The following is a 16313-nucleotide window of genomic DNA, read 5'->3' as shown; positions in this document are numbered from 1 at the left end:
GCGTCACAGCAAGAAGCCGGTGGATCGCACAAACGCGATCCGGCCGGCTTCAAAATGTGTCGCGCGAAGACGTCAGCTCTTTGCGTTCTTCTCGAGAAACTTGGTTGCGTCGCCGACGGTCAGAATCGTCTCGGCGGCGTCGTCCGGAATTTCGCAACCGAACTCTTCTTCAAACGCCATCACGAGCTCGACCGTGTCGAGGCTGTCGGCGCCGAGATCATCGATGAAGCTCGCGGCATCGACCACCTTCTCGGGTTCAACACCAAGGTGTTCCACCACGATCTTCTTCACTCGCTCGCCAATCTCGCTCATATCAACCTCGTGCTTGTTACATTGGGCCCGTCCGCAGACGATACGAGCCATCGTGGAGCGTTTAACTCGTTAAACCTTGCGCAGTTGCGCGTCTCTGGATTGACCCCGTCGTCCCGGACGGAGCCTCGCGAAAACGGCAGGCTCGTCCCCGCCAATATACAGGGTTTCAAATTCCTGCAATGGCCTTCTTTGCCCCACCGTTGGAGGTTCGGTTACCATACTTCACTTGGCTTGGCCACATAACCCGGTGACCGTCCAAACCTCAATTAAATCACGACGTTGGGGTTCCCCCACGCTTAGATCATCGCCATGCCGCCATTGACATGAATCGTCTGTCCGGTGACGTAAGCCGCCTCATTTGAGCTCAGATAGACGGCCGCTGCCGCAATATCTTCCGGCGATCCAAGACGTCCTGCCGGCACCTTGGTCAGAATCGTTTCGCGCTGCTTGTCGTTCAGCACATCGGTCATCGGCGTTGCGATGAAACCGGGTGCAATGCAATTGGCCGTCACATTGCGCTTGGCGTATTCCGCCCCCAGCGTCTTTATCATCCCAATCAGGCCGGCTTTCGCGGCCGTGTAATTCCCCTGCCCGGGATTTCCGGTGACGCCGACCACCGAAGTAATCGCGATGATACGACCGAAGCGCTTGCGCATCATCAACTTGGTCGCGGCGCGCGCGAGGCGGAAGGTCGCGGTCAGATTGACGTTGATCACGCTGTCCCAATCTTCGTCGCGCAGCTGCACGAACAGATTGTCCTTGGTGATGCCGGCATTGGCCACGAGGATGTCGAGCTGCCCCATCGCCTTCTCGGCGGATGGCACGAGTTCTTCGACTTCCGCTGCATCGGACAGATTGCACGGCAGCACATGGACGCGGTCGCCGAGCTTGGCGGCAAGGGCTTCCAGCACCTCGCGGCGCGTGCCTGAGATGGCCACCGTAGCGCCCTGCGCATGCAATGCAGTAGCGATCGCGCCGCCGATGCCACCGGTCGCGCCGGTGACCAGCGCCGTACGTCCCGTCAAATCGAACATTTCGTCTTCTCCTCTGGCCGCTTACGCCGAACGCGCTGCTGCGAGCGCATCCTTGGCGGCGGCAATGTCATTGGGTCCGCCGACGGCAACGCCGACGGCGCCTTCGGCAATGCGTTTAACGAGGCCGCTCAGCACCTTGCCGGAGCCGACCTCGAGGAAACGCGTCACGCCCTGGCCTGCCATATAGGCCACGCATTCACGCCAGCGCACGGTGCCGGTGACCTGCTCGACCAGACGGCGGCGGATTTCATCGGGATCGGTGATCGGCGCGGCCAGCACGTTGGACACCAGTGGCACCGCGGGCTTGTTGATCGTGACCTTGGCCAGCGCCTCTGCCATCACGTCGGCGGCGGGCTGCATCAGGCTGCAATGGAACGGCGCCGACACCGGCAGCAACATCGCACGCTTGGCGCCCTTGGTCTTGGCAATCTCCAGCGCGCGTTCGACCGCAGCCTTGTTGCCGGACACCACGACCTGCCCGCCGCCATTATCGTTGGCCGCGTGGCACACTTCGCCCTGTGCAGCTTCTTCCGCCACGGCCACGGCGGTCTCGTAATCGAGGCCGAGCAACGCCGCCATGGCACCGACGCCCACCGGCACGGCCTTCTGCATGGCCAGACCGCGGGTCCGCAGCAAGCGGGCCGCATCCGTGACCGAGAGGCTTCCGGCCGCTGCCAGCGCCGAATATTCGCCGAGCGAATGGCCCGCCACGAAGGCTGCGTCCCTGGCCAGCGAAATGCCGGCCTCGGCCTCGAGCACCCGCATGGTCGCCAGCGACACCGCCATCAGCGCGGGCTGGGCATTCTCGGTCAATTGGAGGGTTTCGGCCGGCCCATCCCAGATGATGCTGGTGAGCTTCTCGTTCAGAGCCGAATCGATCTCCTCGAACACGGCTTTGGCGGCGGGAAACGCATCCGCCAGCGCCTTGCCCATGCCGACCGCCTGGGAACCCTGCCCCGGAAAGGTAAATGCTGCGGTCATTGACGCCCCGTCATGTTTTTTGGCTTAAACTCGTTCAAACGTGCGCCGTAAGACACTGGCACGACGGGGAATGTCAAGCTGCAACGCCCAGGATACACCACGATCCGGATCCCCGCCCGCTCCCGGAATCCGCTCATTTGCCCCCTGTTTCGCTTGCCATTACTGGGAAAATCCGTATAAGGCCCCGATCCGCAGATCCCGGCCGGGAGCTGAACGGACGGTCACAGCAAAATCACACACAGGTTTGTTGCGATAGGGCCAGTTGGTCCGTCGTCCCGTGCTCCCGCCTTCTGAGCAATATCGAGTCCTTTCCATAAGGGTTCGAAGGGCTTGCCGCCGGGAAACGCGCTAACCTTGGAAAGGACAGCCATGCCTCTTTATGAGCATGTATTTCTCGCACGTCAGGATGCGAGCGCACAGCAGGTCGAAGACCTCACCGCCCAGATGACCGGCATCGTCGAAGGTCTCGGCGGCAAGGTCGTGAAGATGGAAAACTGGGGCGTGCGCTCCCTGACCTATCGCATGAACAAGAATCGCAAGGCGCACTTCGTGCTGATGAACCTCGATGCCCCCTCCGCGGCGGTCACCGAGATCGAGCGCCAGGAGCGCATCAGCGAAGACGTCATCCGTTATCTGACCGTCCGCGTCGAAGAGCACGAGGAAGGCCCATCAGCCATGATGCGCAAGGCTGACCGTGATCGTGAACGCGATGACCGTGGTGGTGGCTTCCGTGGCGACCGCGAAGGCGGCGGTTTCCGTGGCGACCGTGAAGGCGGTGGCTTCCGTGGTGATCGTGGTCCGCGTCGTCCGCGTGACGACGAAGCAGCATCGGTTGAGGAGTAAGAATAATGGCTGAAGCTGGTGCACGTCGTCCGTTTTTCCGCCGCCGCAAGACCTGCCCGTTCACGGGTCCGAACGCGCCGAAGATCGACTACAAGGATTCCAAGCTGCTGATGCGTTACGTCTCCGAGCGCGGCAAGATCGTGCCGAGCCGCATCACGGCCGTCTCCGCCAAGAAGCAGCGTGAACTCGCCCGCGCCATCAAGCGCTCGCGTTTCCTCGGCCTGCTCCCCTACGTTATCCGCTAAGGCGGTTTTCGACCGGTGGCCTCGTGCCGCCGGTCGTTTCTATTTCTCATAAGGCTTCCGGGTCGTCCGGTCGCCGATGGTTGGGGCAAGTGCCTCTAACCGCTCAAAGGGGGCGGGACAGCTGATGATCGCAAGTCTTCTCATCGCGTTTGCCGCCGGCGCTGCCTCAGCGCTGATGTTCGCCTCGATCATTTCGGGCGCGTTGATTTCCCTTTTGCTGTTCTATCTCGCGCCGCTGCCCTTGATGGTGGCCGCTCTCGGCTGGGGTCCAGTCACTGCTGCCATCGGCGGCATCGCGGCCGGCACCTCGCTCGGCCTGCTGTTCGGCATGCCCTATCTCGCCGCCTTCGTCTTCACCGTGGCGCTGCCCGCCTGGTGGCTCGGCCATCTCGCATTGCTCGGCCGCCCCGTCGCGGCCGAGGTGCCCGGTGCGAATGGCACCGCCGCGACACCGCCCGTGGTCGAATGGTATCCGGTCGGCCGCATGTTGCTGTGGACCGCGGGCTTCGCCGCTTTCACGACCATGGGCGCATTGCTGACTCTCGGCACAGACAGCGACACCATCGTCTCATCGCTGCGACGCGCTCTGACCCGCATCCTGGGATCGCGCGACGGCGCCGGCGACTCCGAACAGATCATCAATGCGCTGGTGACGATCGCGCCGGCTGCCGCCGCCATCGTCGCGATCATGACGCTGACGCTCAATCTCTGGCTTGCCGGTCGGATCATCGTGACATCAGGCCGGCTGAATCGGCCGTGGCCCGAGCTGAAATCCGCAGCACTGCCGCCGATGACGATGGTTGCGCTGTGTCTGGCCATCGCGCTGTCCTTCATGGGCGGCATCGTCGGCATCTTTTCGCAGATCGTCACCTCGGCGCTGATGATGGCCTATGCCCTCACCGGCTTCGCCGCGCTGCATACGCTGACCATGGGCATGAAAAGCCGCGTGATGGTGCTGGGTCTGACCTACGCCATGGTGCTCGTCCTCGGCTGGCCCATCCTCACCATGGTTGGCCTCGGCCTCGCCGATGCCTTCTTCGGATTTCGCCAACGTTTTCTCGCACGCAAGCCACCTTCGTCGACGGTGGCCTGACTCACCTCAACTCAACACCTGCTCAACACCTAAAGGAGAACGATCATGGAAGTCATTTTGCTCGAACGCGTCGCCAAGCTCGGCCAGATGGGCGAAGTCGTCCGCGTCAAGGACGGCTACGGCCGCAACTTTCTGCTGAAGCGTGGCAAGGCGCTGCGCGCCACTGCCGACAACCGCGCCAAGTACGACGGCATGAAGGCTGACCTTGAAGCCAACAACATCAAGGCCAAGGCGGAAGCCACCACGGTTGCCGAGAAGATCGACGGCCGCAACGTCGTCATCATCCGTCAGGCATCGGAAACCGGCCAGCTGTTCGGCTCGGTGTCGGTGCGTGACATCATCGCCACCTTCGAAGCTGACGGCGTCACCTTCGCCCGCAGCCAGGTGCTGCTCGACGCGCCGATCAAGACCATCGGCCAGCACAAGATCTCGATCGCCGTGCATCCTGAAGTCGAAGTCAGCGTCAGCGTCACCGTTGCCCGTTCGGCCGACGAAGCCGAGCGCATCAACCGCGGCGAAGACATCTCGAGCCGTCAGGAAGATCAGGACGCAGCTGCCGAAGCACTGGCCGCCGCTGGCGAGTTCTTCGATCCGGACGCACAGGGCAACGCCGAAGAAGACAACGGCTAAATCCACAGGACAGAGCTTCTGCTCAAACGAGAAAAGCCCGGCCAATCTGGCCGGGCTTTTTGTTCCGTCGTTGAAACGACGGTTGACCTTCTACTGCGAGATCGGCGGCACCGGCGAGCCTGACGAGGCCGGAGGCGCCGGTGGTGCAGCCGACGCCGGAGGCGGTGGCGGCGCGGCCGGTGCTGGCGAAGGCGCTGCGGGCGTCGGGGCTGCAGGGGCCGGCGCAGGTGCCGACGGAATTGCTGGAGGTGTGGCCGCTGGCGGAGGCGTCGGTGCCACAGGTGCCGGTGCAGGCGTTGCTGCTGGCGGAGACGCAGGAGCTGCCGGAGCAGGCTCTGCGGGTGCAGGAGTCGGAGTCGCCGGAGTCGCGGGGGCGGATGGCACCGGACGGCTCTCGCCTTCGGGGGCCTTCGGTGCCGGCGTCACCGGCGGGACCGGATCCGGACGTAGTGCCGGCGTCTCAGGCTTGGCTTCGGGCTTAACTTCGGGCTTGGGCTCCGGCTTCGCCTCGGGCTTGCTCTCTTCAGCAGGCTTCGCTGGCTCGGTTTTCGCCGGCTCCGGCTTCGGCTCGACCTTCGGTTCGGCCTTGGGTTCAGGCTTGGGTTCAGCCTTGGGTTCAGGCTTCGGATCGGTCTTGGGTTCGACCTTGGGCTCATCCTTCACGGGTTCGGCCTTCGGCGGCTCTTCCTGATGGCGACGCCCTTTCTTGCCGAGCTTCTGCTTCGCGGCGGGACGCTCCGTTTCGGCGGCAGCCGGCGACTGGGCGTCAGCGGGCCTGGCTTCGGGATTATCTGCAGCAGGATGGGCCAGCCGCTTGGCATTGCGGCCCCGGCGCGTACCGGGCTCGGCCTGAGCTGGCGCAACATCGGCCTCGGGCTTTGCCGCTTCCTGCGAACGGGATCGACGGCCCGGCGGCATTGCCTCGGGCGACGGTGTTGCACCCGGCTTCGCATCGGCCGGGGCCGGCTTCTGCTCGGTTGTCAGCTCCCGGCCCTGACGCGTCAGGTTATCCCCGGCTGGACGACGGTCGGCCGCCCCGTTGGACACGACATAAGCGGCCATCGAGGCCGCCATATCGGTACTCGTCGTGTAGTGCTGGCGCAGGAAGGCCGGCAGCGCCCCCGGCGCCACCGTCTTTAACAGCCCGCGCGGGCTTTTATGGCAAACGGCACAGCCGCCCGCGAAAATCTGGGAGGGTGATTTTCCGGCTTCGAGGTTTTGGGCCTGTGCCGGGACTGCTGCGAAGCTAACCAGGAGCATCACCGTCGCTAAACTGAGCGCTCGGCTCAACATTTCAATCTCCTGATGTGGCTAGCTTAATCACGCGGATCACCTTGTATCCGATTGTGACGTGAATGGAAGTATCGACATATCGCAACGATGTGATCGGAACAATCGGGATAGCGGCATTGCAGCGTGCGCATTGGCACAGGCGGTGCACGGCTACTATCATCTACCTGAGAGCTAGGAAGACAGTTGATCTCGTGCACGGCGGGAAGTTACGCTGTTGCTTCAGTTTGCGCGTGATCGGATCATTGGGGTGATTTCGATGGACCGTCTGTTGCGATTCTTCCTGAGTCGGTACGTTCGCCGAGGGGCGATAACCTTCACCACCGCCTCCGGCCAGCAATTCACCTTCGGAGATGGCTCCGGCCCCCCCGTCTCCGCCCGCTTCGTCACCAAAGCCGCCCAACGCCGACTACTTCTAGATCCCGAACTGGCCCTCGGCGAAATTTTTATGGACGGGCTGCTCGTTATGGAGCGCGGCACCATCGCCGACCTGCTCGCCATCGCCCTGAACCAGCCGGACATGGCACCGCGCTGGGCCAGGCTGCAATGGTGGCTCCGCTACGTGCTGCGCCACGCCCAGCAGTTCAATCCCCGCAAGCGCTCCCGCAACAACGTTGCCCATCACTACGATCTGGACGCCCGGCTCTACTCGTTGTTTCTGGATGCCGACAAGCAATATAGCTGCGCCTATTTCGAGGGGCCGGATGCGACGCTGGACGACGCCCAGCTCGCCAAGAAGCGCCACCTCGCGGCCAAGATGCTGGTCGAAAAAGGCCAGCGCGTGCTCGATATCGGCTCCGGCTGGGGCGGGCTCGGGCTCTATCTGGCGGAGATGACAGGCGCCAATGTTACCGGGGTTACGCTGTCCACCGAACAGCTTCAGGTCGCCAATGCCCGGGCCGACGAGAAAAACCTCAAGGACCGCGCTAAATTCCTGCTCGAGGACTATCGCGACGTCCCCGGTCCATTTCATCGCATCGTCTCCGTCGGCATGTTCGAACATGTCGGCGTCGACCACTACGATACCTACTTCAAGCGATGCGCTGAACTCCTGACCGAGGACGGCGTGATGGTGCTGCACTCCATCGGCCGCCCCGAGGGACCCGGCATCACCAATCCATGGGTCGCCAAGTACATTTTCCCCGGCGGTTACATCCCTGCCCTGTCGGAAGTCCTCCCGGCGATCGAGCGGGCCGGATTGCTGGTCTCGGACATCGAGATCCTGCGGCTGCATTATGCCGAGACGCTCAAGGCATGGCGTGAGCGCTTCATGGCACGACGCGAGGAAGCCGTGCGGCTCTATGACGAGCGCTTCGCGCGGATGTGGGAGTTTTATCTAGCGGCGTCGGAAATGTCGTTCCGCATGCAAAACGTGATGAATTTCCAGATCCAACTTACCAAACGTCAGGACGTGGTGCCGTTCACGCGCGATTATATCAAACGGGAGGAAGATCGGCTGCGTGGCGTGGAGCTCGCTCAGCAACCGCGCCTGCAGATTGCCGGCGAATAGGCGGACCTAGTGCTGGAAGAGGAGCGTCGCCTTTCGGCGGCGCAAGACAGGCCGCGGCTGCAAAACGGCGGGGCGCTGGAGGCGCGCTTTGGCGGCGGACAGCGCTTTCGTATCGCATGGGACATTTTCAAGCTGCGCGGTGCGCTCGAACGTATCGATCAGCGTGGACAACCACGCAGAACCATCGGGTCCGGCATCAGGATGCTGGTGGCGCTGGCCCATCGATCTATCCTTCGCCTCTCATCGTTATGAAGCCAACGCCGAAGTCCCCGAGGGGTTCCGGTATCGCCATTCCTGCGAACGGTTGGCTCTCTTGTAAGTGCGAGAGATCGCCATCCGGTTCAGGCGCGCGGGGCAATTTTTCCGGGTTCCGTAAGCAATGATTCAGGACCCTCCCCCTTGTTGCCACCAGGGCGTCAAGCGCAATGCTTGGTTCAGCCGCAAATCGCGCCGGACCAATGTGGGAATCGTGCATAAGGGCTGACCGCATCCTTTCGTTCGCCGCATGCGAAGCGCTTAGTCCAGCGCCGCGCGTTACGACGCCGCTCATCCGCCCAATTCAGAAGACCCAATAAAGACCATGGCCGCATTTGATTCGAACGTTCTCAAGCTAGCGCCCGATGCCGGCACCCCGGCCTACCGAACCGCGCCCCACAATATCGAGGCGGAACAGGGCGTTCTCGGCGCCATGCTGGTCAATAACGACGCGTTCTACCGCGTCTCGGACTTCCTGAAGCCCGATCATTTCTTCGAGCCGATCCATCAGACCATTTTCGAGACCATCAGCGCCATCGTCCGCGCCGGCAAGATCGCCACACCTGTCACGCTGAAGACCTTCCTGCCGACCGATACGGATCTGGGCGGCATGACCGTGGGTCAGTACCTCGCCCGCCTCGCCGCCGAAGCCACCACCATCATCAACGCGCAGGATTACGGACGCACGATCTATGAGCTGGCAATCCGCCGGCAGTTGATCGGCGTGGGCGAAGACATGGTCAACGTCGCCTATGACGCGCCGGTCGACTTCGCACCCCGCGCCCAGATCGAGGACGCCGAGCGCCGGCTCTATGAACTCGCCGAAGCCGGCCGCTATGACGGAGGCTTCCAGCGCTTCTCCCAGGCGATGACCACCGCGCTGGACATGGCGGCCAATGCCTATCAGCGCGAGGGCAAACTGTCCGGCATCTCCACTGGCCTGCGCGACCTTGATGCCCGCATGGGCGGCCTGCAGCGCTCTGACCTCCTCGTGCTCGCCGGCCGTCCCGGCATGGGCAAGACCTCGCTCGCCACCAACATCGCCTACAATATTGCCGCGGCCTACCAGTCCGAAGTGCAGCCCGACGGTAGCATGAAGACCATCAATGGCGGCGTCGTCGGCTTCTTCTCCTGCGAAATGTCCGCCGAACAGCTCGCCACACGTATTCTCGCCGAGCAGACCGAGATTTCCTCAAGCGCGATCCGCCGCGGCGGCATCACGCAAGCCGAATTCGACAAGATCCGCGACTACACCATCAAGCTGCAGAACCTGCCGCTCTATGTGGACGAAACCGGCGGCCTGTCGATTTCGCAGCTCACCGCCCGTGCCCGCCGCCTGAAGCGGCAAAAGGGCCTCGACGTCATCATGGTGGACTACATCCAGCTCTTGCAGGGCTCCGGTAAGCGCTCGGACAACCGCGTGCAGGAAGTCACCGAGATCACCACCAGCCTCAAGGCGCTGGCGAAGGAATTGAACTGCCCGGTGGTGGCCCTGTCGCAGCTCTCGCGTCAGGTCGAAAATCGTGAAGACAAGCATCCGCAGCTCTCCGACTTGCGTGAATCCGGATCGATCGAGCAGGACGCCGACGTGGTGGTCTTCGTGTATCGCGAGGAATACTACCTGCAGGCCAAAGAGCCGCGGGCCGGCACGCCCGAGCACGAGAAATGGCAGCTCGATATGGATCTTGCGCACGGCAAGGCCGAAGTCATCATCGCCAAGCAGCGTCACGGACCGACCGGCACCGTCGATCTGCAATTCGAAGGCCAGTTCACGCGCTTCAGCGATCTCGCCGGCGGCTCCCAGTTCCGCGCCCCCGAGGAGTGAGGCGCACGCAGTTGAACGGGCACTGAGGCGGGCATATTGTGCGGCGCAGAATATCGATCGCGTGAGCCCTTCGCGCGATTCCTGCGCCAGGACATTCTGATGAACAGCGTCGCCGACCCGAAACCGACAACTCCCGCCAACATGGAGTTGCCCGCAGACGCCAGTGGCATCCTGACCATCGATCTCGATGCCATCGTCGCCAACTGGCGCAAGCTCGAAAAGCATGGCGTGCCAGCCGAATGCGGCGCGGCGGTGAAGGCCGACGCCTATGGCTGCGGTATCACGCCCGTGGTGCGCGCCCTGGCGAAAGCCGGCTGCAAGACCTTCTTCGTCGCCACCTTCGAGGAAGCCCGTGCTGCGCGCGCCGCTGCGCCCGATGCGGCGATCTATCTGCTGAACGGTTTCCCGCCGAATTCCGGCGATGCGCTGGCCGCCATCAACGTGCAGCCCGTGATCGGCGATCTTAACGAACTCGCAGAATGGGACATGTTCTGCCGCCGCACCGGCTGGAAGGGTGGCGCGGCCGTGCATGTCGACACCGGAATGAACCGGCTCGGCCTCAGCCTTGTCGATGTCCAGGGACTGATCCCGCGCCTCGGTTCGGGCGATCACGGCTTCACGCTGGTGATGAGCCACCTTGCCTGCGCCGAACAACTGCACAATCCGATGAACGCGCGGCAATATTCCAGTTTCCGCGAGGCTTCGTCACTGTTCTCCGGCGTGCCGGCATCCCTCGCGAATTCGTCAGGCATCTTTCTCGGCGCGGCCTATCAGTTCGACCTGACGCGTCCGGGCGCAGCACTCTACGGCGTCAATCCGACGCCGGAAGCCGACAATCCGATGGCACCCGTGGTCGATCTCAAGGTGCGCATCCTGCAGACGCGCAGCGTCGAGCGCGGCGACAGCGTCGGCTATGGCGCCACCTGGATCGCGCGGCGGCCCACCAAACTGGCAATCGTCGCGGCCGGCTATGCCGACGGCTATTTCCGCGCCGCCGGCAGCAGCGACGGCACCCGCGGCGCTGAGGTCATCGTCGCCGGCCAGCGCTGCCAGATCGCCGGCCGCATCTCCATGGACCTGCTTGCGGTGGATATCACCGACCTGCCCCACAACGCCGCCCGCCGCGGCCATCTCGCGACGCTGATCGGCGACGGCATCACCGTCGACGAACTCGCGCATCACTACGGCACCATCGCCTATGAGGTACTGACCAGCCTCGGCCGGCGCTATCTGCGGGTCTATAAGGGCGGCGACGCGGCCGTTGCGGAGCCCGTCTCCGCGTCCTAGACGTCGACCTTGAAGCTGAGTTCGATCTCGGAGGCCGGCACGCCGCCGCGTACGCCCCAGTTTTCCAAGGGCTGCTCGTTCAACACGATCTTGATCTCGAGTTCCGGCGCGCCGACCGCCGTCAGGTTCTGCACGATCCCCTTGTAGAGACCGCGCTTGGCCTCAATCGAGCGGCCGGCAAACATCGTGATCTCGACCCGGGTAAAGCGCTGCGAGCGCCCGGTCGGCACGATGCGCTGCGTCTCGCTATAGGTGTCCACCGTCACATCGCGGTCCCAGTCGGGAATTTTGAGCGTCGCCAGCATGGCCGATTGCACGGCCTCGATGATCTCGATCTCGCGGCCCCGCGCCCAATCTCCGGTGACAATTCTTGTGACTGGCATCGCCCTCTCCCATCGGATCGGTTGCACCTACACGACTGGAGCGCTCTTGTAACGTCCCGCTCCGGAGAGTCACGCCGTGAACTTCATCTTCGTCTGCACGGTCGGCCTGCTCGCCGGCACCATTTCCGGGATCGTCGGCACCGGCTCGTCGATCATGCTGATGCCGGTGCTGGTCTACGAATTCGGCCCCAAGCAGGCCGTGCCGATCATGGCCATCGCCGCCGTGATGTCCAATCTCTCGCGCATCATGGCCTGGTGGCGCGAGGTCGACTGGCGCGCCACCGTAGCCTATTCGCTCACCGGCATTCCAGCCGCAGCCCTGGGCGCACGCACGCTGCTGGTGTTGCCGTCGCATGTGGTCGATCTCACCATCGGACTGTTCTTCATTGCGATGGTGCCGCTGCGCCACTGGCTAGCGCGGCGCTCCTTCACCATCGGCCTGTGGCAACTTGCGCTTGGCGGCGCGATCATCGGCTATCTCACCGGCATCGTCGTCTCCAGCGGTCCACTCAGCGTGCCGCTGTTTCTGTTTTACGGCCTCGCCAAGGGCGCCTTCCTCGCCACCGAGGCCGCAAGTTCCCTCGGCCTGTATCTCAGCAAGTCTGTCACCTTCCAGCGCTTTGGCGCGCTCGATATGGATGTGCTTGTAAAAGGGCTGATCGCCGGCGCCTCGCTGATGGCCGGCGCGTTCATCGCCAAGCGCTACGTACTGAAACTGAGCGTCGAGACGTTCCGCCTGGTCATGGACGGGATCATGCTTCTGGCGGGCGTAAGCATGGTGCTGTCGGGCACGGCGCTGATCTAGGGCGTGTACTCATTAATTGCGGTAGGTATGTCCGCTCCCCGCGAATTGCTGGCTCAAGCCGGACAGCAGCCCCTCTGGAAACTGGCGCTGATTAAAGTTGTATCTATTACTTACAAGTACGCGCGACGGAGGTTCATAGAAGGCGATCAACGAGCAACGGGTATCAATATGTCGCAAATCCGCATTTCCAACGTGCGCAGTGCAACATAATCCTTTGCCTCGCCGCGTACAGTAATGCCAATATTTCCAACCTATTATTAAGGTTCGTAATCCACGCTAAAGTCCGGAACTTCATCTGTTTCCTTTGTAACGACTGCGTGGACGCTTCATGCGCGCGTTCTATGGAAGACTGGCCCGGCTGCCAGGGTTTTCATTGGTGGTGCTCGGCGTCTTCTTTGCGACGTCGATCATCGTTGTCTTTTTGGTGGATCTGCAGGCGCGCCATCATGCGGCGCTCTCTGAGGCCAGAAAGGCGGCACTGAACATCGCCGAGATTCTCGCCGAACACACGGCGCTGACATTTGAGGGGATCGATCGAACACTGATCGAGGCCGAGAGAATTCGGAAAGATAGTCTTTCAGGAAAGTATGCAACGCCCGAAGACGCAAATGCCGCCCTACGTCTTCTCAAGAAGGCCTCATCGATCGTCATTGCCGTCGGCTGGACAGATGCCGCCGGTCGCCTTCTGGCGCATTCCTACGATGGCACGCCGCCGCGAAGCAATATCTCCGACATGTTGCACTTCACCGCTCAACGCGATCAGGCCGATGGCCGGCTGTTCATTGCGCCGCCCTATCCCTCGGCTTTCACCGACAAATGGCTGACGGCGGCGTCGCGCCGGCTAAACAATGCCGACAGCAGCTTCGCAGGAATTGTAACTGCACCGCTCGACCCGACCCATTTCACGCAGGTCTATCGCGCGATCGATGTCGGCAAGGGTGGATCCGTGCTGTTACTGCATCGCGTCGGCACGGGGCGCGTTCTTGCGCGAGTGCCCGCGATCAAAGGATCCATCGGAAAATCTTTCGCGGATAGCCCGCTCGTCTCCGAATATCTGCCACAATCGGAAGCGGGCTCCTACGAAACGATAGGCGTTATCGACGGCATCGCGCGGGTCGCGGGATACAAGGCTGTGCCCGGACTGCCGCTAGTGTTGGTCATCACATACGCCCGCAGCGAAGTGCTGGGACCATGGCGACAGCACCTTTACATGGTGGGCCCGCTCGTCGCCTTGATCGTTGGCGTCATCTTGTTCGGCACGTTTCGGATCGTGCGCCAGACAAATAGTCTTGCCGTGAAAACAAGAATTCTGGAACGAACGAACATGCAGTTCGACGCCGCCTTGAGCAACATGTCGCTAGGGCTCTGTCTGTTCGACGCAAATAAGAATCTTGTGGTTTCGAATGGCCGCTTCCGTGAGATGTACGGTTTCCCGGAAGAATTCGTCAGGCCCGGAACACCCCTGCCTCACATGCTGCAGGCCCTCAAAGATCGTGGAAAGCACGATTTGACCATCGACGGGGACGTTCAGGAGATCCCGACGAAGCAAAAGCAAGTTTATATGTCTCCCGACGGTCGCGTGATATTAATTCAACGCAGGCCGATTGCGGATGGCGGATGGGTCGCAACCCATGAAGACATCACCGAGCAGAAGCGCGCACAGCGATTGTTGACTGATAAAGCCGCTGAACTCGAGCGAATCAACATGCGCTTCGACGCCGCGATGAACAACATGTCGCAGGGGCTTTCGCTGTTTGATGGCGAGCAGAGGATCATTCTTTCAAATGCACGCTATGCGGAAATCTATCACCTGAGCGAAGAACAGGTGAAGCCGGGGACAACGCTGCGGCAAATCATTGAATACCGCCGGGCGAAGAGAACGAATTGCGAAATGGCAACGGACGTCCTTGTCGATGCCAAGCTGAAACTGGAGAAGGAGGTCCAGGAGCTTGTCGACGGACGCCTCATTTCGATGACGCGCCATCTGATGCCGAACGAAGGGTGGCTGGCGACGCATGAAGATGTCACTGCGCAAAAACACAGGGAGCAATTGCTGGCCGCGAAAGCCGCGGAGCTGGAGCAGACGAACGAACGCTTCGACATTGCGCTGAGCAACATGTCGCAGGGTCTCTGCATGTTCGACGGAGCGAAACGGCTCGTTGTCTGGAATGATCGTTATGCGGAATTATACCAGTTGCCTGCCGCTTTGTTGAAAGTTGGGACGCCTCATGAGGCCGTCATCGCCGATCGCGTCTCCCGTGGCATTCTCAAGGGCGGGACAAGCGAACCGGCGATCAGGAAAAAGATAGCTGAATTGGGTCAGCATTCGACGGATTCAAGCTCGGCCAGGGTCGATGAATTTGCGGATGGACGATTGATACTCGTCACCCGACAGCCGATGAAGGACGGCGGGTGGGTTGCAACGCACGAAGACATCACCGAACGGCGGCGCGCAGAGGCCGAGATCGTTCACCTGGCGCGTCACGATGCGCTCACCGGACTTGCCAACCGAACACTGTTTACCGAGAAACTTGAGGAGGCGAGCAAGCGTCTTGGCCGCCATGACAGTGGCTTTGCCGTGGTCATGCTCGACCTCGATAGATTCAAGACCGTCAACGACACGCTGGGACATCTCGCCGGGGATCGTTTGCTTGTTGAGTTCGCACAACGGCTGAAGTCGTCGACTCGCGAAACCGACGTACTGGCCCGCCTTGGTGGTGACGAGTTTGCAATCATCCAGGACGGAGGACCCAATCCGGAAGAGGGTGCAATCGTGCTTGCCCTCAGGATCATCGATGCCATTGCTCAGCCGTTTGATCTCAACGGCCACCAGGCCAGCATCGGGATCAGCATTGGAATTTCGCTCGCTCCGGAACAGGGCGTCAATCCTGAGGACCTGTTGAGAAAAGCGGATCTTGCGCTCTACGACGCCAAGACGGGCGGGCGAAATGATTTCCGCCTGTTCCAGTCCGAAATGATCGAGGCTGCCCACTCGCAGAAGATATTGGCAAACGAACTGCGAGACGCGATCGCGAGAAACGAATTCGAGGTGCACTATCAGCCGGTGGTTGATGCCAGGACGCGGCAGATCTGCGGTGCCGAGGCGCTGGTCCGCTGGCGGCATCCGTCGAAAGGACTCATCGCTCCCGATAAGTTTATTCCGCTCGCGGAAGCGACGGGGCTGATCCTCCCTCTTGGCGAGTGGATCCTGCATCAGGCTTGCACGGATGCAGCGTCGTGGCCGGCTCATCTCAAGATCACGGTCAACATCTCCGCGGTTCAAGTCAGCAAGGGAAAACTGCTCGATGTCATGCTGGATACTCTGATGGAGACGGGTCTTTCGCCTGAACGGCTGGAGTTGGAAATTACGGAGACAGCCCTTCTTGAGAACGCGACGGCGCATCTGGGGACGATACGGCAGCTGAAAAATCTCGGTATCTCCATGGCGCTCGATGATTTTGGCACGGGTTACTCAACGGCGAGTTATTTGACCAATTTCCCGTTCGACAGGATCAAGATCGACAAGTCCTTCGCACAAGGCGCTCCCAATCGCCGCGATTGCGCAGCGGTGGTGTCCTCGGTGCTTGCGCTGGCCCGCGGTCTTGATATCGCAACGACGGCCGAGGGTGTCGAGACCGAAGAGCAATTTCAATATCTGCAGGCTGCAGGCGTCGACCTTGTCCAGGGCTTTCTGTTCGGCCGGCCAGTCCCGCTCTCCGAGCTCGACCTCGATGCGGCAGGTTCATTTGGAGACAGTGCTGCTGACGGCAAGTCCTGCGCAGGGGTCATCACGGCAGGGAGATGACCGCCACCGCCAGCG

15 protein-coding genes are annotated in these 16313 nt (G+C 61.8%); 10 read left to right on the top strand and 5 right to left on the bottom strand.

Annotation, left to right across the window (positions count from 1 at the left end; genetic code table 11):
• Positions 1–72 precede the first annotated feature (72 nt).
• From AC1RLZ_RS03425 to fabD, 3 genes are all read right to left on the bottom strand, one after another.
• Complete coding sequence (locus AC1RLZ_RS03425; RefSeq protein WP_006020277.1) at positions 73–312, bottom strand: acyl carrier protein; 240 nt, start codon at positions 310–312, stop codon at positions 73–75.
• Between the two features lie 296 nt (positions 313–608).
• Complete coding sequence (fabG, locus tag AC1RLZ_RS03420) at positions 609–1346, bottom strand: 3-oxoacyl-[acyl-carrier-protein] reductase (protein ID WP_371422924.1); 738 nt, start codon at positions 1344–1346, stop codon at positions 609–611.
• A gap of 21 nt (positions 1347–1367) precedes the next feature.
• A complete protein-coding gene (gene fabD, locus AC1RLZ_RS03415; RefSeq protein WP_371422923.1) occupies positions 1368–2327 on the bottom strand; it encodes an ACP S-malonyltransferase in 960 nt (319 codons plus the stop codon).
• 369 nt (positions 2328–2696) lie between these two features.
• Here fabD and rpsF point away from each other — a divergent pair, with 369 nt between their 5' ends.
• The 4 genes from rpsF (at position 2697) to rplI (ending at position 5138) form a co-directional block, all read left to right on the top strand.
• Positions 2697–3170 carry a 30S ribosomal protein S6 gene (rpsF, locus tag AC1RLZ_RS03410; protein WP_493187463.1) on the top strand — a complete coding sequence of 158 codons (474 nt, stop codon included), beginning with the start codon at positions 2697–2699 and terminating at the stop codon, positions 3168–3170.
• Positions 3171–3175: 5 nt separating this feature from the next.
• Positions 3176–3415 (top strand): 30S ribosomal protein S18, encoded by a 240-nt coding sequence (rpsR, locus tag AC1RLZ_RS03405; protein ID WP_002711478.1) that lies wholly within the window; start codon positions 3176–3178, stop codon positions 3413–3415.
• Between the two features lie 124 nt (positions 3416–3539).
• Positions 3540–4508 carry a hypothetical protein gene (locus AC1RLZ_RS03400; protein ID WP_493187462.1) on the top strand — a complete coding sequence of 323 codons (969 nt, stop codon included), beginning with the start codon at positions 3540–3542 and terminating at the stop codon, positions 4506–4508.
• 45 nt (positions 4509–4553) lie between these two features.
• Positions 4554–5138, top strand: a complete 585-nt coding sequence (gene rplI, locus AC1RLZ_RS03395; RefSeq protein WP_089263933.1) for a 50S ribosomal protein L9 — start codon at positions 4554–4556, stop codon at positions 5136–5138.
• 90 nt (positions 5139–5228) lie between these two features.
• Here rplI and AC1RLZ_RS03390 read toward each other — a convergent pair whose 3' ends face one another.
• Positions 5229–6431: a hypothetical protein gene (locus AC1RLZ_RS03390; RefSeq protein WP_493187461.1), complete on the bottom strand. Its 1203-nt coding sequence runs from the start codon at positions 6429–6431 to the stop codon at positions 5229–5231.
• 256 nt (positions 6432–6687) lie between these two features.
• Here AC1RLZ_RS03390 and AC1RLZ_RS03385 point away from each other — a divergent pair, with 256 nt between their 5' ends.
• The 4 genes from AC1RLZ_RS03385 (at position 6688) to alr (ending at position 11305) form a co-directional block, all read left to right on the top strand.
• A complete protein-coding gene (locus AC1RLZ_RS03385; protein ID WP_493187460.1) occupies positions 6688–7938 on the top strand; it encodes a cyclopropane fatty acid synthase in 1251 nt (416 codons plus the stop codon).
• 9 nt (positions 7939–7947) lie between these two features.
• Positions 7948–8190: a hypothetical protein gene (locus AC1RLZ_RS03380; protein WP_493187459.1), complete on the top strand. Its 243-nt coding sequence runs from the start codon at positions 7948–7950 to the stop codon at positions 8188–8190.
• 328 nt (positions 8191–8518) lie between these two features.
• Positions 8519–10018, top strand: a complete 1500-nt coding sequence (locus AC1RLZ_RS03375) for a replicative DNA helicase (protein ID WP_371422918.1) — start codon at positions 8519–8521, stop codon at positions 10016–10018.
• A gap of 99 nt (positions 10019–10117) precedes the next feature.
• Positions 10118–11305, top strand: a complete 1188-nt coding sequence (gene alr / locus AC1RLZ_RS03370; protein ID WP_493187458.1) for an alanine racemase — start codon at positions 10118–10120, stop codon at positions 11303–11305.
• On the opposite strand, the gene AC1RLZ_RS03365 is transcribed toward alr, so the two are convergent.
• Positions 11302–11688, bottom strand: coding sequence for a tautomerase family protein (locus tag AC1RLZ_RS03365; protein WP_493187457.1), 387 nt, complete (start codon positions 11686–11688; stop codon positions 11302–11304). The two genes, alr and AC1RLZ_RS03365, sit on opposite strands and share 4 nt — an antisense overlap.
• 76 nt (positions 11689–11764) lie before the next feature.
• On the opposite strand from AC1RLZ_RS03365, the gene AC1RLZ_RS03360 reads away from it, so the two are divergent.
• Both AC1RLZ_RS03360 and AC1RLZ_RS03355 read left to right on the top strand, forming a co-directional pair.
• The gene (locus AC1RLZ_RS03360; protein ID WP_493187456.1) at positions 11765–12493 is read left to right on the top strand and encodes a sulfite exporter TauE/SafE family protein; all 729 of its coding nucleotides are present in this window, start codon (positions 11765–11767) and stop codon (positions 12491–12493) included.
• A gap of 328 nt (positions 12494–12821) precedes the next feature.
• On the top strand, positions 12822–16298 hold the full coding sequence (locus tag AC1RLZ_RS03355) for a bifunctional diguanylate cyclase/phosphodiesterase (RefSeq protein ID WP_493187455.1): 3477 nt from the start codon (positions 12822–12824) through the stop codon (positions 16296–16298).
• Positions 16299–16313 lie beyond the last annotated feature (15 nt).

It is taken from the genome of Tardiphaga sp. GW822-FHT04G09, from assembly GCF_058800725.1.
The sequence above is the reverse complement of the archived record's forward strand: the minus strand, read 5'-3'. Positions and strand labels throughout refer to the sequence as shown.

Bases quoted from the DNA above. Each gene is read 5' to 3' on its own strand.
- AC1RLZ_RS03355 (WP_493187455.1), top strand. From the start codon at position 12,822: ATGCGCGCGTTCTATGGAAGACTGGCCCGGCTGCCAGGGTTTTCATTG.
- fabG (WP_371422924.1), bottom strand. From the start codon at position 1,346: ATGTTCGATTTGACGGGACGTACGGCGCTGGTCACCGGCGCGACCGGT.
- AC1RLZ_RS03385 (WP_493187460.1), top strand. From the start codon at position 6,688: ATGGACCGTCTGTTGCGATTCTTCCTGAGTCGGTACGTTCGCCGAGGG.
- AC1RLZ_RS03425 (WP_006020277.1), bottom strand. From the start codon at position 312: ATGAGCGAGATTGGCGAGCGAGTGAAGAAGATCGTGGTGGAACACCTT.
- rpsF (WP_493187463.1), top strand. From the start codon at position 2,697: ATGCCTCTTTATGAGCATGTATTTCTCGCACGTCAGGATGCGAGCGCA.
- rpsR (WP_002711478.1), top strand. From the start codon at position 3,176: ATGGCTGAAGCTGGTGCACGTCGTCCGTTTTTCCGCCGCCGCAAGACC.
- rplI (WP_089263933.1), top strand. From the start codon at position 4,554: ATGGAAGTCATTTTGCTCGAACGCGTCGCCAAGCTCGGCCAGATGGGC.
- alr (WP_493187458.1), top strand. From the start codon at position 10,118: ATGAACAGCGTCGCCGACCCGAAACCGACAACTCCCGCCAACATGGAG.
- AC1RLZ_RS03375 (WP_371422918.1), top strand. From the start codon at position 8,519: ATGGCCGCATTTGATTCGAACGTTCTCAAGCTAGCGCCCGATGCCGGC.
- AC1RLZ_RS03400 (WP_493187462.1), top strand. From the start codon at position 3,540: ATGATCGCAAGTCTTCTCATCGCGTTTGCCGCCGGCGCTGCCTCAGCG.
- fabD (WP_371422923.1), bottom strand. From the start codon at position 2,327: ATGACCGCAGCATTTACCTTTCCGGGGCAGGGTTCCCAGGCGGTCGGC.
- AC1RLZ_RS03365 (WP_493187457.1), bottom strand. From the start codon at position 11,688: ATGCCAGTCACAAGAATTGTCACCGGAGATTGGGCGCGGGGCCGCGAG.
- AC1RLZ_RS03390 (WP_493187461.1), bottom strand. From the start codon at position 6,431: ATGTTGAGCCGAGCGCTCAGTTTAGCGACGGTGATGCTCCTGGTTAGC.